Origin of the sequence: Brevundimonas sp. UBA5936, from assembly GCA_002430835.1 — a bacterium.
Taxonomy (GTDB): domain Bacteria; phylum Pseudomonadota; class Alphaproteobacteria; order Caulobacterales; family Caulobacteraceae; genus Brevundimonas.
Genome location: DJDA01000031.1, coordinates 1 through 18216, shown reverse-complemented (window position 1 = coordinate 18216; position 18216 = coordinate 1). Strand labels below are relative to the sequence as shown.

Genomic DNA, 18216 nt, shown 5'->3' with positions numbered 1-18216 from the left:
GCCGTCGGTCGCGGCGGCGAAGGCGGGCGCGGCGGCGGCCGGAGCGATCGGGGCGGGGCTGATCGAAGCCAGACGCGGGGCGTCGCGCAGGCCCGACGGCGGCGCCGAACCCATCTCGGCGCGGCAGCGCACCTCCAGGCGGCGCGACAGGCCGTCCAGGCCCAGCCACAGCTCGTTCATGCGACGCAGGGCGTTCTTGCGCACCCAATCGCGGGCGTAGGCCGTCGGGGTCACCAGGATCAGATTGCCCTGGGAATCCACGCGCACGGCGGAAGGCGCGATATAGGAGCTGAAGGGACCATCCCCGATCTCAGCCTTCAGGCGGTCCGCCGCCTCGGTCCAGATACGGTTGGGATCCGTCATTCCCGCCATTACCGCGCCCCCGATCATTCAGAACACCCGCCACAAGAGTTATCACCGACGAACGCCCTTCGAGACGCCACGTCCAGGGACGACTTCTCTCGCCTCGCGAAGCGGGGCTTCGCAAGCGGGGTCGTACTCACAGACAGACATCTCGCGCCAAGGGAAACCATTGATTTCCCTCGTCTTCATCCCAACAGGACGGAAGCGCGTTACCCCTTCAACTTACCCCCGGCGCGGCGGAGATCAACGCTGATTCGAGTCGAGATTCGCACTTAAATTGATTGACTCCGGCAAACCTCGGCAGGGCTTGGGAAAATGGCGATTTCGCCCCAATCCATAACCAGAATCCGTAAGCGTCACTTAGCTCCAGACAGCAAGACGGCGAGGGAGCTTGCGCTTCCTCGCCGTTGAAATTCTTACATTCTTTTACGAAATGCCCGTTACAGGCCTTCCGTAGCCGTCACATTGCGCCGTTTGACGAAGCCGTGAAGACCCGTCCGAGCGCCCTGCGAAATCAGGCGGCCGACAGCTTCTTCAGCTGGGCGGCCAGACGGCTGACCTTGCGCGAGCCGGTGTTCTTGTGAACCACGCCCTTCGACACGGCGCGCATCAGTTCCGACTGAGCGGTGATGAAGGCGGCCTTGGCGGCTTCGACGTCGCCGCCCGTCAGGGCTTCCTGGAACTTGCGCAGGTAGGTGCGCACGCGGGTGCGGCGGGCCTTGTTCACTTCGGTCCGCGCTTCGATCTTGCGGATCGCCTTGCGGGCGCCTGCATTGTTGGCCATCGGGTAAAAACCTTCGAACGAAAACGCCGTAAACCACACGTCCACGGCGAGAAAATCTCAAGAGCGGGCGGCTATAGCGGAAAGCCCCCGAACGGTCAACGCGATCCGGCGGGAATTGAGTCGGGGCCGGGGTTTGCGCCCCGCAGCGTCCGGCCCCGACACGGATTCAGCGACCCGTGAAAGCCGGTTTGCGCTTCTCGACGAAGGCGGCCATGCCCTCCTTCTGATCGTCGAAGGCGAACAGGGAGTGGAACAGACGACGCTCGAACACCACCCCTTGCGCCAGGGTCGTCTCGAAGGCGGCGTTGACCAGCTCCTTATTGGCCATGACGGCCAGGATCGACTGGCCGGCGATCTTGGCGGCGGCGGCGCGCGCTTCGTCCAGCAGGGCGTCGGACGCCACGACGCGCGACACCAGCCCGGCGCGTTCGGCCTCGACGGCGTCCATCATCCGGCCGGTCAGGCACATATCCATGGCCTTGGCCTTGCCCACGGCGCGGGTCAGGCGCTGAGAGCCGCCAATGCCGGGCGCCACGCCCAGATTGATCTCCGGCTGGCCGAACTTCGCCGTGTCCGAGGCGATGATGAAGTCGCACAGCATGGCCAGCTCGCAGCCGCCGCCCAGGGCGTAGCCCGACACCGCCGCGATGATCGGCTTGCGGAAGTTCGCCACCCGGTCATGGGCGCGGGCGAAGAAGTTGCCGCGATACATGTCGGCATAGGCCTGATCCGCCATCTCCTTGATGTCGGCGCCCGCCGCGAAGGCCTTCACGGAGCCGGTCAGGACGATGCAGCGCACGCTGTCGTCATCGGCCACGCTCTCAAGGAAGTCGCCCAGCTCGCCCGTCAAGGTGGTGTTCAGCGCATTCAGCGCCTCGGGCCGGTTCAGGGTGACGACCGCATAGCCGTCGGCATGGCGTTCGATCAGCAGGGTGGAATAGGCGTCGGCCATCTGGGCGCTCCTCTATGCTCGTTGCAGGGTGGTCTAGCGCCTCAGCCCTCCCACTGGAACACCTCGCCGATCTCGACGCCGAAGACCTGGGCGATGCGGAAGGCGGCTTCGAGGCTGGGCGAGTATTTGCCCTGCTCCATGGCGACGATGGTCTGGCGCGTCATGCCGATGCGCGCGGCCAGGTCGGCCTGAGTCATCTCATTGGCATGGAAGCGCAGTTCGCGGATGCGGTTCCTGATGGGCGGCGGCGTCTTGCTCATCACCGCCCCCGCTTCAACAGGGCCAGGGACAGGGCCCAGCGCGCCAGCTCCGACGCCATGACGCAGCCCAGGACCGCATTGGCCACCAGCACCAGGCCGTTGCCGGGGATCATCCACCGCGCGAGCCCCTCAGGCTTGAGGCTGCCCCAGAAGCCGACGCCATAGGCGACCGCCGAGATCGTCACCAGCAGGCCGATCAACAGCATCAGAGACACGTGGCTGGCCTGCAGCGTCGCTGCGCCTTCACGCTCGTCGCGCGCCCGGCGCTCGGCCTTGGACGTCGTCAACATGGCCAGGGCCGTCAGCCCGCTTTCCAGAACCACCACAGCGATCAGGCCCAGGATGAACAGACCGCCCATGTCGGCGGCGAAGTCCGCCTGCTTCAGCCCTCCGGCCAGCACCCGCTCGCCGAACCTCCAGGCGTAGGCGCCCCAGACCGCCAACCCGGCGATGATGGCCACCCACAGGTGCTTCTCGCGAAAGCTCATGACGCGCTCCTTGTCCTTCGCAGTTCAGACGACCCGGCGCAGCCGGGTGATCAGGATCGCATGGCGCACCACCTCCGACAGGGCCAGGGCGAAGATGAAACCGTTGGCCGCCAGCAGCAAAGCCGGCGCCAGAGGGTCAGGCCCCAGCATATCCGGATGACGCAGGGCATAATTATAACCAAAGGCCGACAGCGCCCCCAGCGTGCCGCTCATGGTCACAAAGGCCGTGTAGCTGGCCTTCAGGGCCACGCCCTGCTCGCGCTCGTCGACCACGCCCCGCTCGGCCTTCGGCGTGCTGACCGCCGCCAGGATGGAAACGCCGACCTGGGCCGCGATGCTGAAGCCGATGCAAGCCCCCATGGTCCACAGCACCAGATTCTGGGTCAGCGAGCCGTCAGCCGCCTTCAGCCCCAGTCGCACGAAATAGAACCCCCACACCGTCGACGTGGTCAGCAACACGCCCCACGACAGCTTTTCCCTGAACGACATTGGCCGCCCCCTCCTTGATCCCAAGCGATGAGGCGATGTCGCACAACGCAGACATTGAGTCTATTATTTTTTACATCAAGTCGAGTTTATTCGACATTTCACCGTTTCTGGCAGACCGGACAGAAGAAGGTCGAGCGCCCGCCCTGGACCACGCGCGCCACCACGCCGGAACAGCCCTCCGTACGGCAAGCCTCGCCCTCGCGGCCGTAAACGTCGAAATTGTGCTGGAAATAGCCTTGGCCGCCCTCGACGTTGGCGAAGTCCTTCAGGGTCGAGCCGCCCGCCGCGATGGCGTCGCCCAGCACATGGCGGACCTCCAGCGCCAGCCGCTCCAACCGAGGGCGGCTGACCTTGCCCGCCGCCGTCAGGGGCGAGATGCGCGCGCGATACAGGGCCTCGCACACATAGATGTTGCCCAGACCGGCCACGATGCTCTGGTCCAGCAGGCTGACCTTGATGTTCTGCGCCTTGCCCGCGAAGGCCTCGGCTAGGTGCGCGCCCGAGAAGGCGTTGCCCAGAGGCTCCGGCCCCAACTTGGCGAACCAGGCGTGACCTTCGACCGCCTCGGTCGGGATCAGACCCATGAAGCCGAAACGGCGCGCATCAGCGTAGCCCAGCCGCGTCAGCACCCCGCCCCGGTCGGCCGTCAGACTCATATGCTCATGCTTGCCGACAATGGGGGCGTCCGTCTCGAACACGCCGGGGGCGACGCCTTCCAGGGTGAAGCGGCCGGTCATGCCCAGATGCGTCACCCAGGTCTCGCCGGTCGACAGAGGGAACAGCAGATATTTGGCGCGCCGCTCCAGCCGCAGCACCGTCGCCCCTTCCAGCCGTTCGATGAAGCGCTCCGGGAAAGGAAAGCGCAGGTCCGGCCGGTTCTGGCGCGGCGCGGTCAGGCGCGCGCCCTCCAGCACGGGCTCCAGGCCGCGACGGACGGTTTCGACTTCGGGTAATTCGGGCATGAATGCAGAGGTAGCGGCTGAAAGGGCGCCAGAGAAGAGGCGCGCCCCGTTGTCACGGCCTGGCTTTCAGGCTTAGCCTCCCGGCAAATTCACGAGGCTCCCGCATGACGGACAAACCCGCCGGAACCGGCAAACGCATCGAACTGACGATCCGCGCCCTGATCCTGGGCTGTCTGCTGGCGGCGGTCTTCACGGCGGCCAACACCTATCTGGGGCTGAAGGTCGGCCTGACCTTCGCCTCGGCCATACCGGCGGCGGTCATCTCCATGGCGCTGCTGCGGGCGTTCCGCGGTTCGACCATCTGGGAGAATATGACCGTCCAGACCGTCGCCTCGGTCGGCGGCTCGATGAGCGCCATCATCTTCGTCCTGCCCGGCCTGGTGATGATCGGCTGGTGGATGAACTTCCCCTTCTGGGAGTCGGTGATGATCTGCGTCCTGGGCGGGGTGCTGGGGGTGACCTTCTCCATTCCCCTGCGCCGCACCCTGGTCGTCCAGGGCGGCCTGCCCTACCCCGAGGGCGTCGCCGCCGCCGAGGTGCTGAAGGTCGGCTCGCCCGGCGCGGAGCAGACCGAAGAGGCCGTGCGCGAGAACAAGTCCGGCCTGTTCGTCGTCGTCGGCGGGGCGATCGCCTCAGCCTTCTTCGGCTTCCTGGCCTCGGCCCGCGTCTTCGCCCATGAGACCACCGCCTTCCTGCGCCTTCCGGCCGCCATGGGCGGCGGGGCGACCGGCGTCGGCTTCTCCATGCAGTTCGCCCTGCTGGGCGCCGGCCACCTGATCGGTCTGGCGGTCGGCCTGACCCAGCTGTTCGGCCTGGTCCTGGCCTGGCTGATCTTCGTGCCCATCCTGACCTCGCCCGAGTTCGTCGCCTGGGCCGCCGCCAACGGCGTGCCGTCCATCGCCGCCACAGTTCCGGCCGACGCCGGCGCCGAGCGCCTGGCCGTCAGCGTCTGGGCCCAGGAGGTCCGCTTCATCGGCGCCGGCGTCATCGGCGTCGCCGCCCTATGGACCCTGGCCAAGCTGGCCAAACCCCTGGCCGCCGGCCTGGCCTCTGCCATTTCCGCCCAGGCGCGCCGCGCCCACGGCGAGACGCTGGAGCTGGCCGAGCAGGACATTCCCATCAAGCTGGTCGGCCTGATCTCGGTCGCCGCCCTGGTCGGCATCGCCGTCCTGCTGGCCGTCGTGGCTCAGGGCACCAGCCTGGCCGGATCGGCCCCGCTGCTGGTCATCGGCGGCCTGGTCTATGTCGTGGTCATCGGCTTCGCCGTGGCCGCCATCTGCGGCTACATGGCCGGTCTGATCGGTTCGTCCAACAGCCCGGTGTCGGGCGTCGGCATCCTGGCCATCATCATCGCCTCCCTGCTGATGCTGGGCGTGCTGGCCATCGCCGGGGTTCCCGCCGACCCGTCCATCGTCGCCTTCGCCCTGATCGTCACCGCCGTGGTCTTCGCCGTGGCCGTCATCGCCAACGACAACCTTCAAGACCTCAAGACCGGCCAGCTGGTCGAGGCCACCCCCTGGCGTCAGCAGACGGCCCTGCTGGTCGGCGTCGTCGCCGGCGCCCTGGTCATCCCCTTCGTGTTGGACATGATGAACCAGGCCTTCGGCTTCGAAGGCGGCCCGCCCGCCATCGTCCAGGGCTCCAAGACCCTGGCGGCGCCTCAGGCGACCCTGATCTCTGCCCTGGCCAAGGGCGTCATCAGCGGCGATTTGCGCTGGGATCTGATCGGCATCGGCGCCGTGGTCGGCGTTCTGGTCATCATCCTCGACATCATCCTGCGCCGCACGACGAACGATAAGATCAAGCTGCCGCCGCTGGCCGCCGGGATCGGCGTCTATCTGCCGGCCGCCGTCACCACCATGCTGGTCATCGGCGCGGTCTGCGGCTGGCTGTACGACCGGGCGGTCAAGTCGACCCGCTACGCCGATGTGGCCCGCCGCATGGGCGTCTTGCTGGCGTCCGGCCTGATCGTGGGCGAGAGCCTGTTCGGCGTCTTCACCGCCGCCGTCATCGTCAGCACGCGCAACGAGGCGCCTTTCGCCCTGCTGCCCGAAAAGACCGCATGGCCGGCCATGATCGCAGGCGTTGTCGCCTTCGTCGTCCTGACCTACGCCCTCTACGCCTGGGTGCGCCGCCGTTCGGCTCAGGTCTAAGTCAGACTAAAGGGCGGCGGTGAAGGCCTCCGCCGCCCGGCTGGCCCCGCGTTCGCGGTGCCGCAGCCGATAGAAGGGCCGCTCGGGCAGTTCGAGCGGCAGACGAACCAGCCGCCCCGCCTCGATCAGGGGCCGGGCGGCCAGTTCCGAGATCGCCGTGACCAGGCCGCCGCCGTCCCCGGCGCTGGCCGCCACCGCCGTCAGGATCGCCTCATTAGACGGCAGCACCAGCGCCGTCTTCAGGTCCGACGCCGCCAGGCCGCGCGGCAGGGCCGCCTCGAACTCGCTGCGGGTGCCCGATCCCGCCTCACGCAGGGCCCAGTCCAGCGCCTTCAGGTCAGACGCCGCCAACTCCCTGTCTCGATCCGCCAGCGGATGCCCCGGCGCCGCCACCACGATCAGCCGGTCGGCGGCGATGCGTGTCCGCTCCAGTCGGGGCGCGTCCTCGGCGCCCTCGATCAGGCCCAGCTCCGCCTGGCCCGCCAGAACCGCCTCGATCACCTGATGGGTGTTGCCGATCGACAGATGCAGTTCGATGCCCGGATGACTCTGGGCGAAGGCGGCCATGCGCGGCGGCAGCCAATAGGCGGCGATGGTCTGGCTGGCGAACAGCCGCACCGAGCCGCGCTTCAGCCCCGCCAGTTCGTCCAGCAGCCGCTCGGCCGCCTCGGCCCGCGCCAGCACGGCCCGCGCCTCGGGCAGGAAGGCCGTTCCCGCTGCGTTCAGGGCCAGGCCGCGCCCGACCCGGTCGAACAGCCGCGCCCCGTGTCGCGTCTCCAGCGCATTGACCGCCGCGCTGACCGCCGACTGGGTCAGATGCAGCGCCTCGGCCGCCCGCGTCATGTGCAGGCGCTCGGCCACGGCGACGAAGATGCGGAGCTGTTCCAGCGTCATGGCTTATTGATCAATTATATTGATCGTTAAGTCCATAACTACGCGTTGGATCGATCAGATGGCGGAGCGGATAAGAACCGCATGACCGTCGCCCTCGACCCCGCCGCCCCTGCCCGCCGCCTGACGGGCCCGGCGCGCCTGTTGCCCGGCGTAGCGCTGTCGGCCGCCATCGGCGGTGCCGCCTATGGGCTGCAGATCGTCGAGACCCGACTGTTCGAGCATCCGTGGATCGAGGGCCTGGTGCTGGCCATCCTGATCGGAGCGGGGCTGCGCCTGATCTGGACGCCGTCGTCGCTATGGATGCCGGGCGTCAGCTTCAGCGCCAAGACCCTGCTGGAAGTCGCCGTGGCCCTGCTGGGCGCCACGGTTTCGGGCGCGGCGGTCGTGGCGCTCGGTCCCTGGCTGCTGCTGGCCATCGTCGGCGTGGTCGCCGTCGCCATTGTCGGCGGCTACGCCCTGGGCCGGGCGTTCGGCCTGCCGCACGCCATGGCCCTGCTGGTCGCCTGCGGCAACGCCATCTGCGGCAACTCGGCCATCGCCGCCGTCGCCCCCGTCATCGAGGCGGAGGGCGAAGACGTGGCCGCCGCCATCGGCTTCACCGCCGTGCTGGGCGTCGCCGTGGTGCTGTTGGTTCCCGTGGTCGGGGCCATGATGGGCTATGACGCCACGCGGGTCGGGGTGCTGGCGGGCCTGACCGTCTATGCGGTGCCGCAGGTGCTGGCCGCCGCCGCGCCCGCCGGTCTGGCCGCCGTCCAGACGGGCGCCGTGGTCAAGCTGGTGCGGGTGCTGATGCTGGGGCCGGTCTGCCTGGTGCTGGGCCTGATGCGCTCGAAACAGAGCGAAGCCGGGCGCGGACCCAAGCTGCACCAGATGGCGCCCTGGTTCATCCTGGTCTTCCTGGCCCTGATGGCCGTCCGTTCGCTGGGCTGGCTGCCCGAGGCGATCCTGCCGCCGCTGCAGGCCTCCGTCTCGGCCCTGACGCTGATCGCCATGGCGGCGCTGGGGCTGATGGTCGATCCGCGCGCCGTGGCGCGGGCCGGACCGCGCGTCGCCGCCGTCGCCGCCCTGTCGGCCCTGTTGATCGGGCTGCTGGCGCTGGCGGTGATCGCCTTCCTGCCGCTGGGCTGAAGTCTGGCGGCGGCGGCCGCTGAACGCGATTACGCACTGGACTGGCGTTTTGGCCCGCATCCCTGTAAGAGGCGCCCCGAACCCTTCCCTTCTCTGCAACCTTCTTGCAGCGGCGCGGCCCATCCGTGACCGAACACAGTCCGCCCGAGCCCGAAATGAACCTGCGCAACATCGCCATCATCGCCCACGTCGACCATGGCAAGACGACCATGGTTGACGCCCTCCTCGCCCAGTCGGGCCTGTTCCGCGCCAATGAGGCGACCACGGAACGCGCCATGGACTCCAACGACCAGGAGCGCGAGCGCGGCATCACCATTCTGGCCAAATGCACCTCGGTGCTGTGGAACGGCAAGGCGGGCGAGACCCGCATCAACATCATCGACACCCCCGGTCACGCCGACTTCGGCGGCGAGGTCGAGCGCATCCTGGGCATGGTGGACGGCTGCGTCCTTCTGGTCGACGCCGAAGAAGGCGTCATGCCGCAGACCAAGTTCGTGCTGACCAAGGCCCTGCGCATGGGCCTGCGTCCCATCCTGTGCATCAACAAGGTCGACCGCGCCCACGCCGATCCGGACCGCGTTCTGAACGAGACCTTCGACCTGTTCGCCGCCCTGGGCGCCAATGACGAGCAGCTGGACTTCCCGGTCATCTACGCCTCGGGCCGTTCGGGCTGGGCCACGCTGGACCTGGCTCAACCGAGCGAGAACCTGCACCCGCTGTACGACCTGATCGTCGACCACGTCCCGGCGCCGGCCGCCCAGGCCCGCGTCAACGAGCCGTTCCAGATCCTGAACGTGCTGATCGAAAGCGACCCCTTCCTGGGCCGCCTGCTGACCGGCCGCATCCACTCGGGCAAGGCGGTTCCGGGCATGGCCATCAAGGCCCTGTCGCGCGACGGCAAGACCATCGAACAGGGCCGCATCACCAAGGTGCTGGCCTTCCGCGGCCTGAAGCGTCAGCCGATCGACGACGGCGTCGAAGCCGGCGACATCGTCGCCATCGCTGGCATGTCGAAAGCCACCGTGGCCGACACCCTGTGCGCCCTGGAAGTGACCGAGGCCCTGCCGTCGCTGCCGATCGACCCGCCGACCATCTCGATGACCGTGGGCGTCAACGACAGCCCGCTGGCCGGTCGCGAAGGCGACAAGGTGCAGTCGCGCGTCATCCGCGACCGCCTGCTGAAGGAAGCCGAAGCCAACGTCGCCATCCGCATCACCCAGACGCCGGGCTCGGACGCCTATGAAGTCGCCGGCCGCGGCGAACTGCAACTGGGCGTGCTGATCGAGAACATGCGCCGCGAAGGCTTCGAGCTGTCGATCTCGCGTCCCCGCGTGGTCTATCAGACCGACGAGAACGGCCAGAAGCTGGAGCCGATCGAAGACGTCATGATCGACGTGGACGAGGAATTCTCGGGCGTCGTCATCGAGAAGCTGTCGGCCCGCAAGGCTGAAATGACCGACATGGGCCCGTCGGGCGCCGGCAAGACCCGCATCCAGCTGAAGTGCCCGTCGCGCTCGCTGATCGGCTATCAGGGCGAGTTCCTGACCGACACGCGCGGCTCGGGCGTGCTGAACCGCGTGTTCTCGCACTATGAAGAGCACAAGGGCGCCATCGAAGGCCGCCTGAAGGGCGTTCTAGTGTCGAACTCGGACGGCGACACCGCCGCCTTCGCCCTGTGGAACCTCGAAGATCGCGGCGTCATGTTCGTGAACGCCGGCGAGAAGACCTATCAGGGCATGATCATCGGCGAGAACAGCCGCTGGGACGACCTGGACGTCAACCCGATCAAGGGCAAGCAGCTGACCAACGTCCGCGCCTCGGGCAAGGACGAGGCCGTGCGCCTGACCCCGCCGCGCAAGATGAGCCTGGAACAGGCCATCGCCTATATCGAGGAAGACGAACTGGTCGAGGTCACGCCCAAGTCGATCCGCCTGCGCAAGGAAATCCTGAACCCCTCCTTCCGCAAGAAGCGCGTCCGCGCCGACTGATCCGGCGACCAGCCGAAATGAAGAAGGCGGCCCCTGCGGGCCGCCTTTTTTGTGGCTGGCGGTTACTTCTTCAGCCCCAGCAGGCCCAGCCAGCCGCCGCTGGTCAACAAGGCCACGTCCAGCAGGGCCAGAGCCAGGGGCGTGGTCGTCGGGGCGGCGATGAATTTGGGCCGCCAGACGGGGCCGAACTTGGCCTTGTAGGCGCGCAGGCCCTGGAAGCCGTAGACGGCGCCCCCCTCCTCGAACACCAGGGCGCCGACGCGAGCGAAGACCGGCGCCATGCGGCGATCCTCCAGACCCGACAGGGGCGCCATGCCCAGGTCCAGCCGCTCCATGCCCTGCTCGCGCGCCCACTGGGCCGTGCGGGTGAACAGATAGTCCATGATCCCATGCGGCCCCTCGGGATCATGACGCATCAGGTCGATCATCGCCTCGCGCCCGCCGGCCCCGACCAGAAGATTGGCGAAGGCGACGATGCGGCCGTTCTCGCGCACCACGGCGACCGGCGAGCGGTCCAGATAGTCGAGGTCGAACCGACCCAGCGAGAAAGCCTTCTCCGAGCCGTTGTGATGCTTGAGCCAGGCGTCGGACACGGCGCGCAACTCGACCTCCAGCGCCCGCGCCGCGCCGGGCGGGGCCACCTCGAAGCTGGCGCCCTCGCGTTCGGCCCGGTTCACGGCGGTGCGCAGGTTCTGCTTGCCCTTGCCCTCGGTCGTGAAATGGGCGGCGTCGATCACCGCAGCCTCGCCGACCTTGCGCATGGCCAGGCCCAGCGTCGCCAGATCGGCCAGCAGCCCTTCGCCCACCGAATAGAAGACCGCCGCCCCGCCGTAGCTGTCGGCCATCTCGGCAAAGGCCCAGAGAAGCTCCAACCGCTCTTCCTTCAGGCCCGCCGGTTCGCTCATGGCGATCCAGCGTCGGCCGCGCACGCGATAGGCGATGAAGCTGCGCCCTGACGGGCTGAACAACAGGGCCTTGTCGCCCAGCAGGGCCAGGCCCGCCTCGGGCGTGGCGATCTCAGCCGTCTCCAGCGCCAGTCGGGCGCGTTCGACATCGGCCGGCGCGGCGGGGCCGTGACTGCGGGCGCCCGGCGCCGTCAACAGGGAGCGCACCCCGACCGCCAGAGTCAGCAGGGCCAGCACCGCCCCGGCGCGCAGGAAGCCCGAGGCCTGCTTGTCGACCAGGAAGGTCCACCACAGCTCGTCGGTATAGGCCGTGTCGCGATAGGCGAAGAGGCCCAGCCAAAGCATGGCCGCCACCGCCGCCGCCAGCATCAGCAGCCAGCCCGGCCGCAGCGGCTCGCCCAGGCGCGAGCGACGATTGAAGGCCGACCGGCACGGCGTCAGCAGGGCCGCCGCCAGGGTCAGCTCGATCGCCTCCTCCCAGTCCAGCCCCTTCATCAGCGAGAAGACCGCCCCGACCATCAGGACCGCCAGCGCCGCGTAATAGGCCCCGCGCCGCCGCCGCCACAGCCCCGCCGAGATCAGCAGCAGGACAAAGCCGGTCACGCTGGCCGCGAAGTGGGACAGATCGATCAGCAACGGCGGATAGAAGCGCCCGAGCGCGCTGAGCCGGTCGCTGAAGGCGGGCGTCACCGCCGACAGCAGCATCACCCCGCCCAGCAGGAAGGTGGCGACCGCGAACATCTGCGGCGTCAGCTCATAGGCCAGCCCCGCCAGTCGCCGCGTGATGCGCCAAGGGTCGTGTTTTGCGCTCGGTTTGGTCAATCAACCTCCGAAGAGCAAGAATCGGTCGTTTGGGGCGAGTAAAAGGTCATTTCAGGGCAGGTGAAACCATCAGAGATCACGGGGGTTCATTTTTTCGCGAGCGCCGGGCTCGCCCTTCCAGGAGTTTCTCATGATCCGCAAGACCGCCCTGCTGACCGGCATCGCCGGCGCCTTCCTCATCGCCGCCCCGGCTTTCGCCCAGGACGCCACGACGCCGCAGACGCCCGAACCGGCTCCCGCTGAGGCGGCCGCGGCTCCCCAGAGCCTGACCCTCACGCCGGGCTCGACCGTCAAGGGCAGCGACGGCGCCGAGATCGGCAAGCTGGTCGGCGTCCAGAACGGCGCCAACGGTCAGGAACTGACCGTCCGCACCGCCGATGGCCAGGTCCGCCCCGTGCCGCTGGCCGGCATCCGTCAGGACGGCGCCGACATCGTCGTCGACGCCAGCGCCTCGGACATTCAGTCGGCCGCTCCGATCGCCTCGGACACGACTGAACCGACCCCGGACGCCGCGGCTGACGCCCCTCCGGCCGACGCTCCGCCGGCCGATGAGCCGACCAGCGACGAACCGAACGGCGACGAACCTCACTAAATCGTCTGGTTCGACGGCAAAAGGGGCGGCCCGACGGGCCGCCCCTTTTTTCTTGTGTGATGAAACCGCGATCAGGTCCGCCGCTTCACCAGGCCCAGCAGGAACAGCAGGACCACGGCGCCGATGGTGGCGACGATGATGCCGACGATCCAATTGCCTGCGGCGTCCACGCCCAAGAGGTTGTTGGCCAGGAACCCGCCGATCAGGGCGCCGACGACGCCGACGATCAGATTGGTCAGCAGGCCGTGATCCCGTTTCATGATCTTCTCCGCCAGCCATCCGGCGACGATGCCGATGATGATCCAGGCGATAAATCCAAATCCACCCATGCTTCTCTTCCCTTCCTGAAAAGCTGACTGCCTTGGCCGTAATGCGCGGGCGAGCGTCGGGTTGCGCCTTCGCCTCAGCCTCTCGCCCTTGGGGCGAAAACGGCACAGGCCTTGCGGCGCGTCCCCTTGTCCGTGCCGATCCGGCACAGGCCGAGGGAGACAGGAGAGTCGTCATGCCCGCCGAGATCGACCTTCACCTGGGTCGTCGCCTGCGTCGCCGTCGCCGCCTGCTGGGTCTGACCCAGCAGCAGTTGGGCGACCGCGTCGGCATACGCTTCCAGCAGATCCAGAAGTACGAATGCGGCGCCAACCGCATCTCGGCCGCCCGCCTGTGGGAGTTGGCCGAGGCGCTGCAGACGCCGGTCAGCTATTTCTACGACGGCGCGGGCGACAGCCCCGACAACAGCCAGCCTCGGCCCGACGCGCCCCTGGCCGCCGCCGCCTGATCGCCTTCGCGGCTCAATGAACCCTTGATTCAATGAATTTGGGGCCATCACGCGCCGGGCGGTGTATGGCCGGGGCATGACCGAGCTGGAATCCTTCGCCGTCGCCCTGTCGCATGAAGCGGCCCGCGTCGCCCTGCCCTTCTTCCGCGGCGACTTCACGCAGGAAGACAAGGGCGGCCCCGGTGCCTTCGACCCCGTCACCGAGGCCGACCGCGCCGCCGAGGCGGCCATCCGTCGCCTGATCGCCGCCCGTTATCCCGATCACGGCGTCATCGGCGAGGAATACGGCGAGGATCGCCCCGACGCCGACCACGTCTGGGTGCTGGACCCGATCGACGGCACCCGCGCCTTCATCGCCGGCCTGCCCCTGTGGACCACCCTGATCGCCCTGCGCCAGGAGGGCGCGCCCGTGATCGGCGCCGTGGGCCAGCCCTATCTGGACGAGGTCTTCCTGGGCGGCCCGTCGGGCGCGCGCCTGCTGAAAGGCGATCACGAAACCCCGCTGAAGACCCGCGCCTGCCCCGATCTGGGTCAGGCCCTGATCGCCACCACCGACCCTGAGATCTTCATCGGCGCCGACCGCGCCGCCTGGGACCGCCTGCGCGCCTCGGCCCGCCTGGCCCGACTGGGGTGCGACGGCTACGCCTACGCCATGGTCGCGGCCGGGCGCATCGACCTGGTGGCCGAAAGCGAGCTGAAGGTCTGGGACTGGTCGGCGCACAAGCCTCTGGTCGAGGCCGCGGGCGGCCGCTTCACTGACTGGCGAGGCGGCGCGCCGTACGACGCCGACGGCCGCGTCCTGGCGGCCGGCGACGCGCGCCTGACGATCCAAGCCCTGTCCCTGCTCGGCCTTTCCTGACGGATCAGGCCGGTTCGGCGGTCCGCGCGGCCGGAGAGGCCGAAGGCGCGGCGGCGCCCGGCGCCACATAGTCGGCCAGGGCGTCGAACTCGTGCAGGAAGACGCCGCGCAGGTCGTCGACCTCCATGATGACCTCATGCCTGGCTGTCGGCACCTCGACATAGCGACCGCGACCCATGCGCCGGGCCGCCCAGCGGTTGGTCTGCTTCCACACCTTGTCGTCCTCGGCCGCCTGAACCACGCAGACCGGTATTTTCACGCTCTTGAGCGCGCGGGGCTTCAGCGCCCGCTCGCCCGCATCCAGGGCGAAGGCCAGCCAGCCCCAGGTCGGGCCGCCGATGGCCAGGTGCGGGCAGGCGTAGAGCTGCTGCCGCCACAGATCGTAGCGCGCCTGATCCGAGGTCAGGCCGTCCTTCTCGAAGGTGTGGTCGAAGGGATCATCCGGATCGTCCAGCACATAGTCCCCAGCCTTGCCGTGACGCAGGGCCCAGCGCACCGCCAGCTTGACCGTCCACATCGACCGCTTGCCGGTCTTGATGCGCAGCATGGGACTGGACAGGACGGCCCCCGCGAAACGGGTCTCATCGCCTTCCAACGTCAGCAGATTTAGGGCGCCGCCCATCGAGTGGCCGACCATGATCCACGGCTTGGGCGCCCGCGCCTCATAGGCGTCCAGCAGGCGGGCGTAGTCGTCGAGGAATTCCTCGACCGCGCGGGCGTGGCCGCGCAGGCGGTCCGGCAGCAGCCGCGCCGACAGCCCCTGACCGCGCCAGTCATGGGCCAGGACGCAGAAGCCGCGCGCCAGGAAGTTGCCGATCAGCTCGAAATACTTCTCGATCGGTTCGGTGCGGCCGGGGCTGAGAACGACCGTTCCGCGCGGCGTCTTGGCCTGCAGGGTCGAGGGCGTCCAGAAGCCGGCGCGCAGGCGCAGGCCCCCGGCGCCGCGGAATCAGTCGCCCTCGCCTCCCGGCGGGCTGGCGGCGCCGGGCACCCCCATCAGGGGCGCATGGGCGGCGAAGGCGGCGGTGCGGCTCACTCGGGCTTCCTGAACTTCAGCGTCATGCGGTCGCTTTCGCCGATGGCGTCATACTTGGCCCGATCGAACTCGGGATCGGCGGGCTGACCCAAGGGCGCCGTCAGGCGGCGCGGCGCCAGAGTCTCGACGCCGAACGGATGGTCCTTGGTGTCGGCCGGATTGGCGTTGATCTCGGACGCCTCGACGAAGATGAAGCCGGCCTCCTGGGCCAACTGCTTGACGAAGGCCTCCTGCACATAGCCGTTGGCGGCGGCCGGATCCTGATCCTCGTCCGGCTGAAGGCGATGCTGTTCGATGCCCAGGATGCCGCCGGGGCGCAGGGCCGTGAAAGCGTCGGCGAAGGCCTTTTCGGCGATCCCGGCCGCCATCCAGGCCTGGATGTAGCGCATGAACAGCACCATGTCGGCCGTCCCCGCCGGGGCCACAGGCGGCGAGCCGGGACCGAAGGCGGTGAACTGCACCGGGCCATACAGCTTCTTGTCGGCCAGGATGCGGGCCTTCAGGGCGTTGTTGATGGCGACCTGGGCCGGGTCGGCGTTCGGCCCCTCGACGAAGCCCGCCAGATAGAGGGCGCCGCCGCCCTTGTTCAGATAGGGGGCCAGGATTTCGGCGTACCAGCCGCTGCCGGGCCAGAAGTCGACCACCGTCATCTTAGGCTGCAGGCCGAAGAACCGCAGGGTCTCGACCGGGTGACGCCAGGCGTCGCGCGCCTTGTCGTCCGCCGGACGCCAGGCCCCGGCGACCGCCCATTCCAGCGAGCCTTCCGGCGGGCCCTTGGGCGCGTCGGGCGCGGTGGGCGTCGGCGCCTCTTCCTTGCGGCCGCAGGCCGCCAGGCCGAACAGGGGCGCGACCAGGGCCAAGGCGCTGGCGCCGGTCAGGACGGATCGCCGCGTCGATCGTTCTGTCATGCGCGCTTCCTCTCGCCGCCGGGTGTCTTCGCTTGGGGCTTAAGGCGCTTCTGCGCCAGGGTCAAAACCACGCACTGCATTGTCATCGGGCCGTCAGTCCGCCGCGTAGGGCTTGCGGAAACGCAGGGTCATCCGGTCGCTCTCGCCGATGGCGTCCAGCGCCGCGCGCTCATCCGCCGTCAGAGCCCGGCCGTCACGTTCCGAGGTGCGCGTGGGCTTCAACGTCCACACCCCGAACGGGTGGTCGCGGTCGTCCTTGGGGTTGGCGTTCAGCTCGCTGCGGGCCTCCAGCTCGAAGCCCGCGCGGCGGGCGGCGTGGATGACCCAGCTCTCGGGCACATAGCCGTTCGGCGCCGTCTCGGTCACGTTCAGCCCCTCGGCCGCGCGGTGCTGCTCGACCGCCAGCACGCCGCCGGGCTTCAGCGCCGTGAAGAAGACCGCCAGATAGGGCTCGGCCCGGCCGTCGCGCGACCAGTTGTGGAAGGCGCGGGCCACCACGACCATGTCCGCCGTCCCGTCGGCGACGCCCATGCCCTCGGTCGGGCGGTTGACCGGGACGTAGCGCCCGCCGGTCGCCGCCGCATAGGGCTCCAAAATGTTGCGCCACCAGCCGGCGCGGCCCGGCTCGATCTCCACCACCGTCAGACCGGGTTGCAGCCCCCAAAAGGTCAGGGTCTCGAACGGATGACGCTCGCCGTCGCGGGCGCGGTCGGCCTCGGGCCGGGTCGTCGCGGCCACGGCCGCCTGAAGCGCCGCATCCTCGGAGAAGCTCGGCATCTCCATCGACAGACCCTGGCGGTGCGGCAGCGACGCGGCCTCCGGCGGGCCCGATTGGGCGAGGGCGGGCGAGGCGAGCAGACACGCCGCGACGGCGCTGAGGGCGAAGGTTCGCATGGCGGGCTCCGGTCGATCCTGGACAAGGAAGGGTAAACCCTTACGGCGCTTCGCGGCCACGGCAAGGCGCAGAGGCCGAAAGCGACGATTTCGCGCGCCCCTTGCGCTCGGAAAACGGCCTCCTACCTCTTCATCCGAGAGCGCCGATCCTGGGCTCTCCAGACCTGACGGGGCCGATTACGGACCGCCGGGACTGAAACCCTCCGTCGTCCGGGGCCAAATCGCCGGGCGGCTCAACCTTGCTGAATGTCAGAAGGATGACCCATGCGTACCTATGATTTCTCGCCGCTGTACCGTTCCGCCGTCGGTTTCGACCGCCTGGCCCGCCAGCTGGAAAGCGCCGCGCGCTCCAGCCAGGAAAACGGCTGGCCCCCCTACAACATCGAGACGACCGGCGAGGACGCCTATCGCATCGAGATCGCCGTCGCCGGTTTCTCGGCCGATGAGCTGAACATCGAGGCGAAGGAGAACCTTCTGACCGTCACCGGCAAGAAGGCCGCCAACGACGACGGCGCCCCCCAGAAGACCTATCTGCATCGCGGCCTGGCCGAGCGCGACTTCGAGCGCCGCTTCCAGCTGGCCGACTATGTGGTGGTCAAGGGCGCGGCCCTGGCCAACGGCCTGCTGACCGTCGAGCTGAAGCGCGAACTGCCCGAGGCCCTCAAGCCCCGCAGCATCGAGATCGCCACCGGCTCGACCCTGATCGAAGGCAAGGTTGAGACCAAGGCCAAGAAGGCGGCCTAAAAGGCCTCACGCCTGACTGAAAAGTCGAAGGGGCGGCGTTCGCGTCGCCCCTTTTTCGTGCGTGAAAGCCCGTCAAATTGGGAGATGAGCTTTACCCCCGCTCATCCCGGCGGACGCCGGGATGAGCGGAAGGGGAGGCGCGCGCGTCACGGCGGACATGTGGGCGTCAGTCGGCCTTGTCGCCGCTGAACATGGTGTTGCCGTTGGCGGTTGTGGCGGG

General features: G+C 68.6%; 19 protein-coding genes and 1 pseudogene. 7 read left to right on the top strand and 13 right to left on the bottom strand.

What is annotated here, in order from left to right; genetic code table 11:
• The 7 genes from B2Y21_RS02895 to mutM form a co-directional block, all read right to left on the bottom strand.
• Positions 1-363 (bottom strand): DnaA N-terminal domain-containing protein (locus tag B2Y21_RS02895; RefSeq protein ID WP_292056754.1); only part of this gene is annotated, 363 nt, incomplete at its 3' end.
• A gap of 514 nt (positions 364-877) precedes the next feature.
• A complete protein-coding gene (rpsT, locus tag B2Y21_RS02890) occupies positions 878-1147 on the bottom strand; it encodes a 30S ribosomal protein S20 (protein WP_040346357.1) in 270 nt (89 codons plus the stop codon).
• A 166-nt stretch (positions 1148-1313) separates the two neighbouring features.
• Positions 1314-2099, bottom strand: coding sequence for an enoyl-CoA hydratase (locus B2Y21_RS02885; RefSeq protein ID WP_292056750.1), 786 nt, complete (start codon positions 2097-2099; stop codon positions 1314-1316).
• Positions 2100-2140: 41 nt separating this feature from the next.
• Positions 2141-2359, bottom strand: a complete 219-nt coding sequence (locus B2Y21_RS02880) for a helix-turn-helix transcriptional regulator (protein ID WP_292056748.1) — start codon at positions 2357-2359, stop codon at positions 2141-2143.
• On the bottom strand, positions 2359-2847 hold the full coding sequence (locus tag B2Y21_RS02875) for a hypothetical protein (RefSeq protein WP_292056746.1): 489 nt from the start codon (positions 2845-2847) through the stop codon (positions 2359-2361). Before B2Y21_RS02875 ends, B2Y21_RS02880 begins: the two co-directional genes overlap by 1 nt.
• A gap of 24 nt (positions 2848-2871) precedes the next feature.
• Positions 2872-3336, bottom strand: coding sequence for a hypothetical protein (locus B2Y21_RS02870; RefSeq protein ID WP_292056744.1), 465 nt, complete (start codon positions 3334-3336; stop codon positions 2872-2874).
• Between the two features lie 98 nt (positions 3337-3434).
• Positions 3435-4298 (bottom strand): bifunctional DNA-formamidopyrimidine glycosylase/DNA-(apurinic or apyrimidinic site) lyase, encoded by an 864-nt coding sequence (gene mutM / locus B2Y21_RS02865; RefSeq protein WP_292056741.1) that lies wholly within the window; start codon positions 4296-4298, stop codon positions 3435-3437.
• A gap of 104 nt (positions 4299-4402) precedes the next feature.
• On the opposite strand from mutM, the gene B2Y21_RS02860 reads away from it, so the two are divergent.
• Positions 4403-6451: an OPT family oligopeptide transporter gene (locus B2Y21_RS02860; RefSeq protein ID WP_292056738.1), complete on the top strand. Its 2049-nt coding sequence runs from the start codon at positions 4403-4405 to the stop codon at positions 6449-6451.
• 6 nt (positions 6452-6457) lie between these two features.
• Here the strand turns inward: B2Y21_RS02860 and B2Y21_RS02855 are convergent, their stop codons facing one another.
• Positions 6458-7345, bottom strand: coding sequence for a LysR family transcriptional regulator (locus tag B2Y21_RS02855; RefSeq protein ID WP_292056736.1), 888 nt, complete (start codon positions 7343-7345; stop codon positions 6458-6460).
• Between the two features lie 81 nt (positions 7346-7426).
• Between B2Y21_RS02855 and B2Y21_RS02850 the strand changes: the two genes are divergently transcribed.
• Positions 7427-8473 (top strand): YeiH family protein, encoded by a 1047-nt coding sequence (locus tag B2Y21_RS02850; RefSeq protein WP_292056732.1) that lies wholly within the window; start codon positions 7427-7429, stop codon positions 8471-8473.
• Between the two features lie 155 nt (positions 8474-8628).
• Positions 8629-10461 carry a translational GTPase TypA gene (gene typA / locus B2Y21_RS02845; RefSeq protein ID WP_292056757.1) on the top strand — a complete coding sequence of 611 codons (1833 nt, stop codon included), beginning with the start codon at positions 8629-8631 and terminating at the stop codon, positions 10459-10461.
• 62 nt (positions 10462-10523) lie between these two features.
• Here the strand turns inward: typA and B2Y21_RS02840 are convergent, their stop codons facing one another.
• Entirely contained in the window at positions 10524-12188 is a 1665-nt protein-coding gene (locus B2Y21_RS02840) for a GNAT family N-acetyltransferase (protein WP_292056730.1), read from the bottom strand.
• Positions 12189-12318: 130 nt separating this feature from the next.
• Here B2Y21_RS02840 and B2Y21_RS02835 point away from each other — a divergent pair, with 130 nt between their 5' ends.
• On the top strand, positions 12319-12780 hold the full coding sequence (locus B2Y21_RS02835) for a superoxide dismutase (RefSeq protein ID WP_292056728.1): 462 nt from the start codon (positions 12319-12321) through the stop codon (positions 12778-12780).
• 71 nt (positions 12781-12851) lie between these two features.
• Here the strand turns inward: B2Y21_RS02835 and B2Y21_RS02830 are convergent, their stop codons facing one another.
• Positions 12852-13109 carry a GlsB/YeaQ/YmgE family stress response membrane protein gene (locus B2Y21_RS02830; RefSeq protein WP_003168780.1) on the bottom strand — a complete coding sequence of 86 codons (258 nt, stop codon included), beginning with the start codon at positions 13107-13109 and terminating at the stop codon, positions 12852-12854.
• A 173-nt stretch (positions 13110-13282) separates the two neighbouring features.
• Here B2Y21_RS02830 and B2Y21_RS02825 point away from each other — a divergent pair.
• Positions 13283-13504: pseudogene (locus B2Y21_RS02825) on the top strand (helix-turn-helix domain-containing protein); the annotation flags it as partial.
• A gap of 127 nt (positions 13505-13631) precedes the next feature.
• Positions 13632-14414 carry a histidinol-phosphatase gene (hisN, locus tag B2Y21_RS02820; protein ID WP_292056726.1) on the top strand — a complete coding sequence of 261 codons (783 nt, stop codon included), beginning with the start codon at positions 13632-13634 and terminating at the stop codon, positions 14412-14414.
• A gap of 4 nt (positions 14415-14418) precedes the next feature.
• On the opposite strand, the gene B2Y21_RS02815 is transcribed toward hisN, so the two are convergent.
• From B2Y21_RS02815 to B2Y21_RS02805, 3 genes are all read right to left on the bottom strand, one after another.
• Complete coding sequence (locus B2Y21_RS02815) at positions 14419-15309, bottom strand: alpha/beta fold hydrolase (RefSeq protein ID WP_292056755.1); 891 nt, start codon at positions 15307-15309, stop codon at positions 14419-14421.
• A gap of 137 nt (positions 15310-15446) precedes the next feature.
• Complete coding sequence (locus B2Y21_RS02810; protein ID WP_292056724.1) at positions 15447-16358, bottom strand: class I SAM-dependent methyltransferase; 912 nt, start codon at positions 16356-16358, stop codon at positions 15447-15449.
• 93 nt (positions 16359-16451) lie between these two features.
• Complete coding sequence (locus B2Y21_RS02805) at positions 16452-17252, bottom strand: class I SAM-dependent methyltransferase (protein WP_292056722.1); 801 nt, start codon at positions 17250-17252, stop codon at positions 16452-16454.
• A gap of 264 nt (positions 17253-17516) precedes the next feature.
• On the opposite strand from B2Y21_RS02805, the gene B2Y21_RS02800 reads away from it, so the two are divergent.
• Positions 17517-17996 (top strand): Hsp20 family protein, encoded by a 480-nt coding sequence (locus B2Y21_RS02800; RefSeq protein WP_125899449.1) that lies wholly within the window; start codon positions 17517-17519, stop codon positions 17994-17996.
• Positions 17997-18216: the final 220 nt, after the last annotated feature.

Bases quoted from the DNA above. Each gene is read 5' to 3' on its own strand.
- rpsT (WP_040346357.1), bottom strand. From the start codon at position 1,147: ATGGCCAACAATGCAGGCGCCCGCAAGGCGATCCGCAAGATCGAAGCG.
- B2Y21_RS02885 (WP_292056750.1), bottom strand. From the start codon at position 2,099: ATGGCCGACGCCTATTCCACCCTGCTGATCGAACGCCATGCCGACGGC.
- B2Y21_RS02880 (WP_292056748.1), bottom strand. From the start codon at position 2,359: ATGAGCAAGACGCCGCCGCCCATCAGGAACCGCATCCGCGAACTGCGC.
- B2Y21_RS02875 (WP_292056746.1), bottom strand. From the start codon at position 2,847: ATGAGCTTTCGCGAGAAGCACCTGTGGGTGGCCATCATCGCCGGGTTG.
- B2Y21_RS02870 (WP_292056744.1), bottom strand. From the start codon at position 3,336: ATGTCGTTCAGGGAAAAGCTGTCGTGGGGCGTGTTGCTGACCACGTCG.
- mutM (WP_292056741.1), bottom strand. From the start codon at position 4,298: ATGCCCGAATTACCCGAAGTCGAAACCGTCCGTCGCGGCCTGGAGCCC.
- B2Y21_RS02860 (WP_292056738.1), top strand. From the start codon at position 4,403: ATGACGGACAAACCCGCCGGAACCGGCAAACGCATCGAACTGACGATC.
- B2Y21_RS02855 (WP_292056736.1), bottom strand. From the start codon at position 7,345: ATGACGCTGGAACAGCTCCGCATCTTCGTCGCCGTGGCCGAGCGCCTG.
- B2Y21_RS02850 (WP_292056732.1), top strand. From the start codon at position 7,427: ATGACCGTCGCCCTCGACCCCGCCGCCCCTGCCCGCCGCCTGACGGGC.
- typA (WP_292056757.1), top strand. From the start codon at position 8,629: ATGAACCTGCGCAACATCGCCATCATCGCCCACGTCGACCATGGCAAG.
- B2Y21_RS02835 (WP_292056728.1), top strand. From the start codon at position 12,319: ATGATCCGCAAGACCGCCCTGCTGACCGGCATCGCCGGCGCCTTCCTC.
- B2Y21_RS02830 (WP_003168780.1), bottom strand. From the start codon at position 13,109: ATGGGTGGATTTGGATTTATCGCCTGGATCATCATCGGCATCGTCGCC.
- hisN (WP_292056726.1), top strand. From the start codon at position 13,632: ATGACCGAGCTGGAATCCTTCGCCGTCGCCCTGTCGCATGAAGCGGCC.
- B2Y21_RS02810 (WP_292056724.1), bottom strand. From the start codon at position 16,358: ATGACAGAACGATCGACGCGGCGATCCGTCCTGACCGGCGCCAGCGCC.
- B2Y21_RS02805 (WP_292056722.1), bottom strand. From the start codon at position 17,252: ATGCGAACCTTCGCCCTCAGCGCCGTCGCGGCGTGTCTGCTCGCCTCG.
- B2Y21_RS02800 (WP_125899449.1), top strand. From the start codon at position 17,517: ATGCGTACCTATGATTTCTCGCCGCTGTACCGTTCCGCCGTCGGTTTC.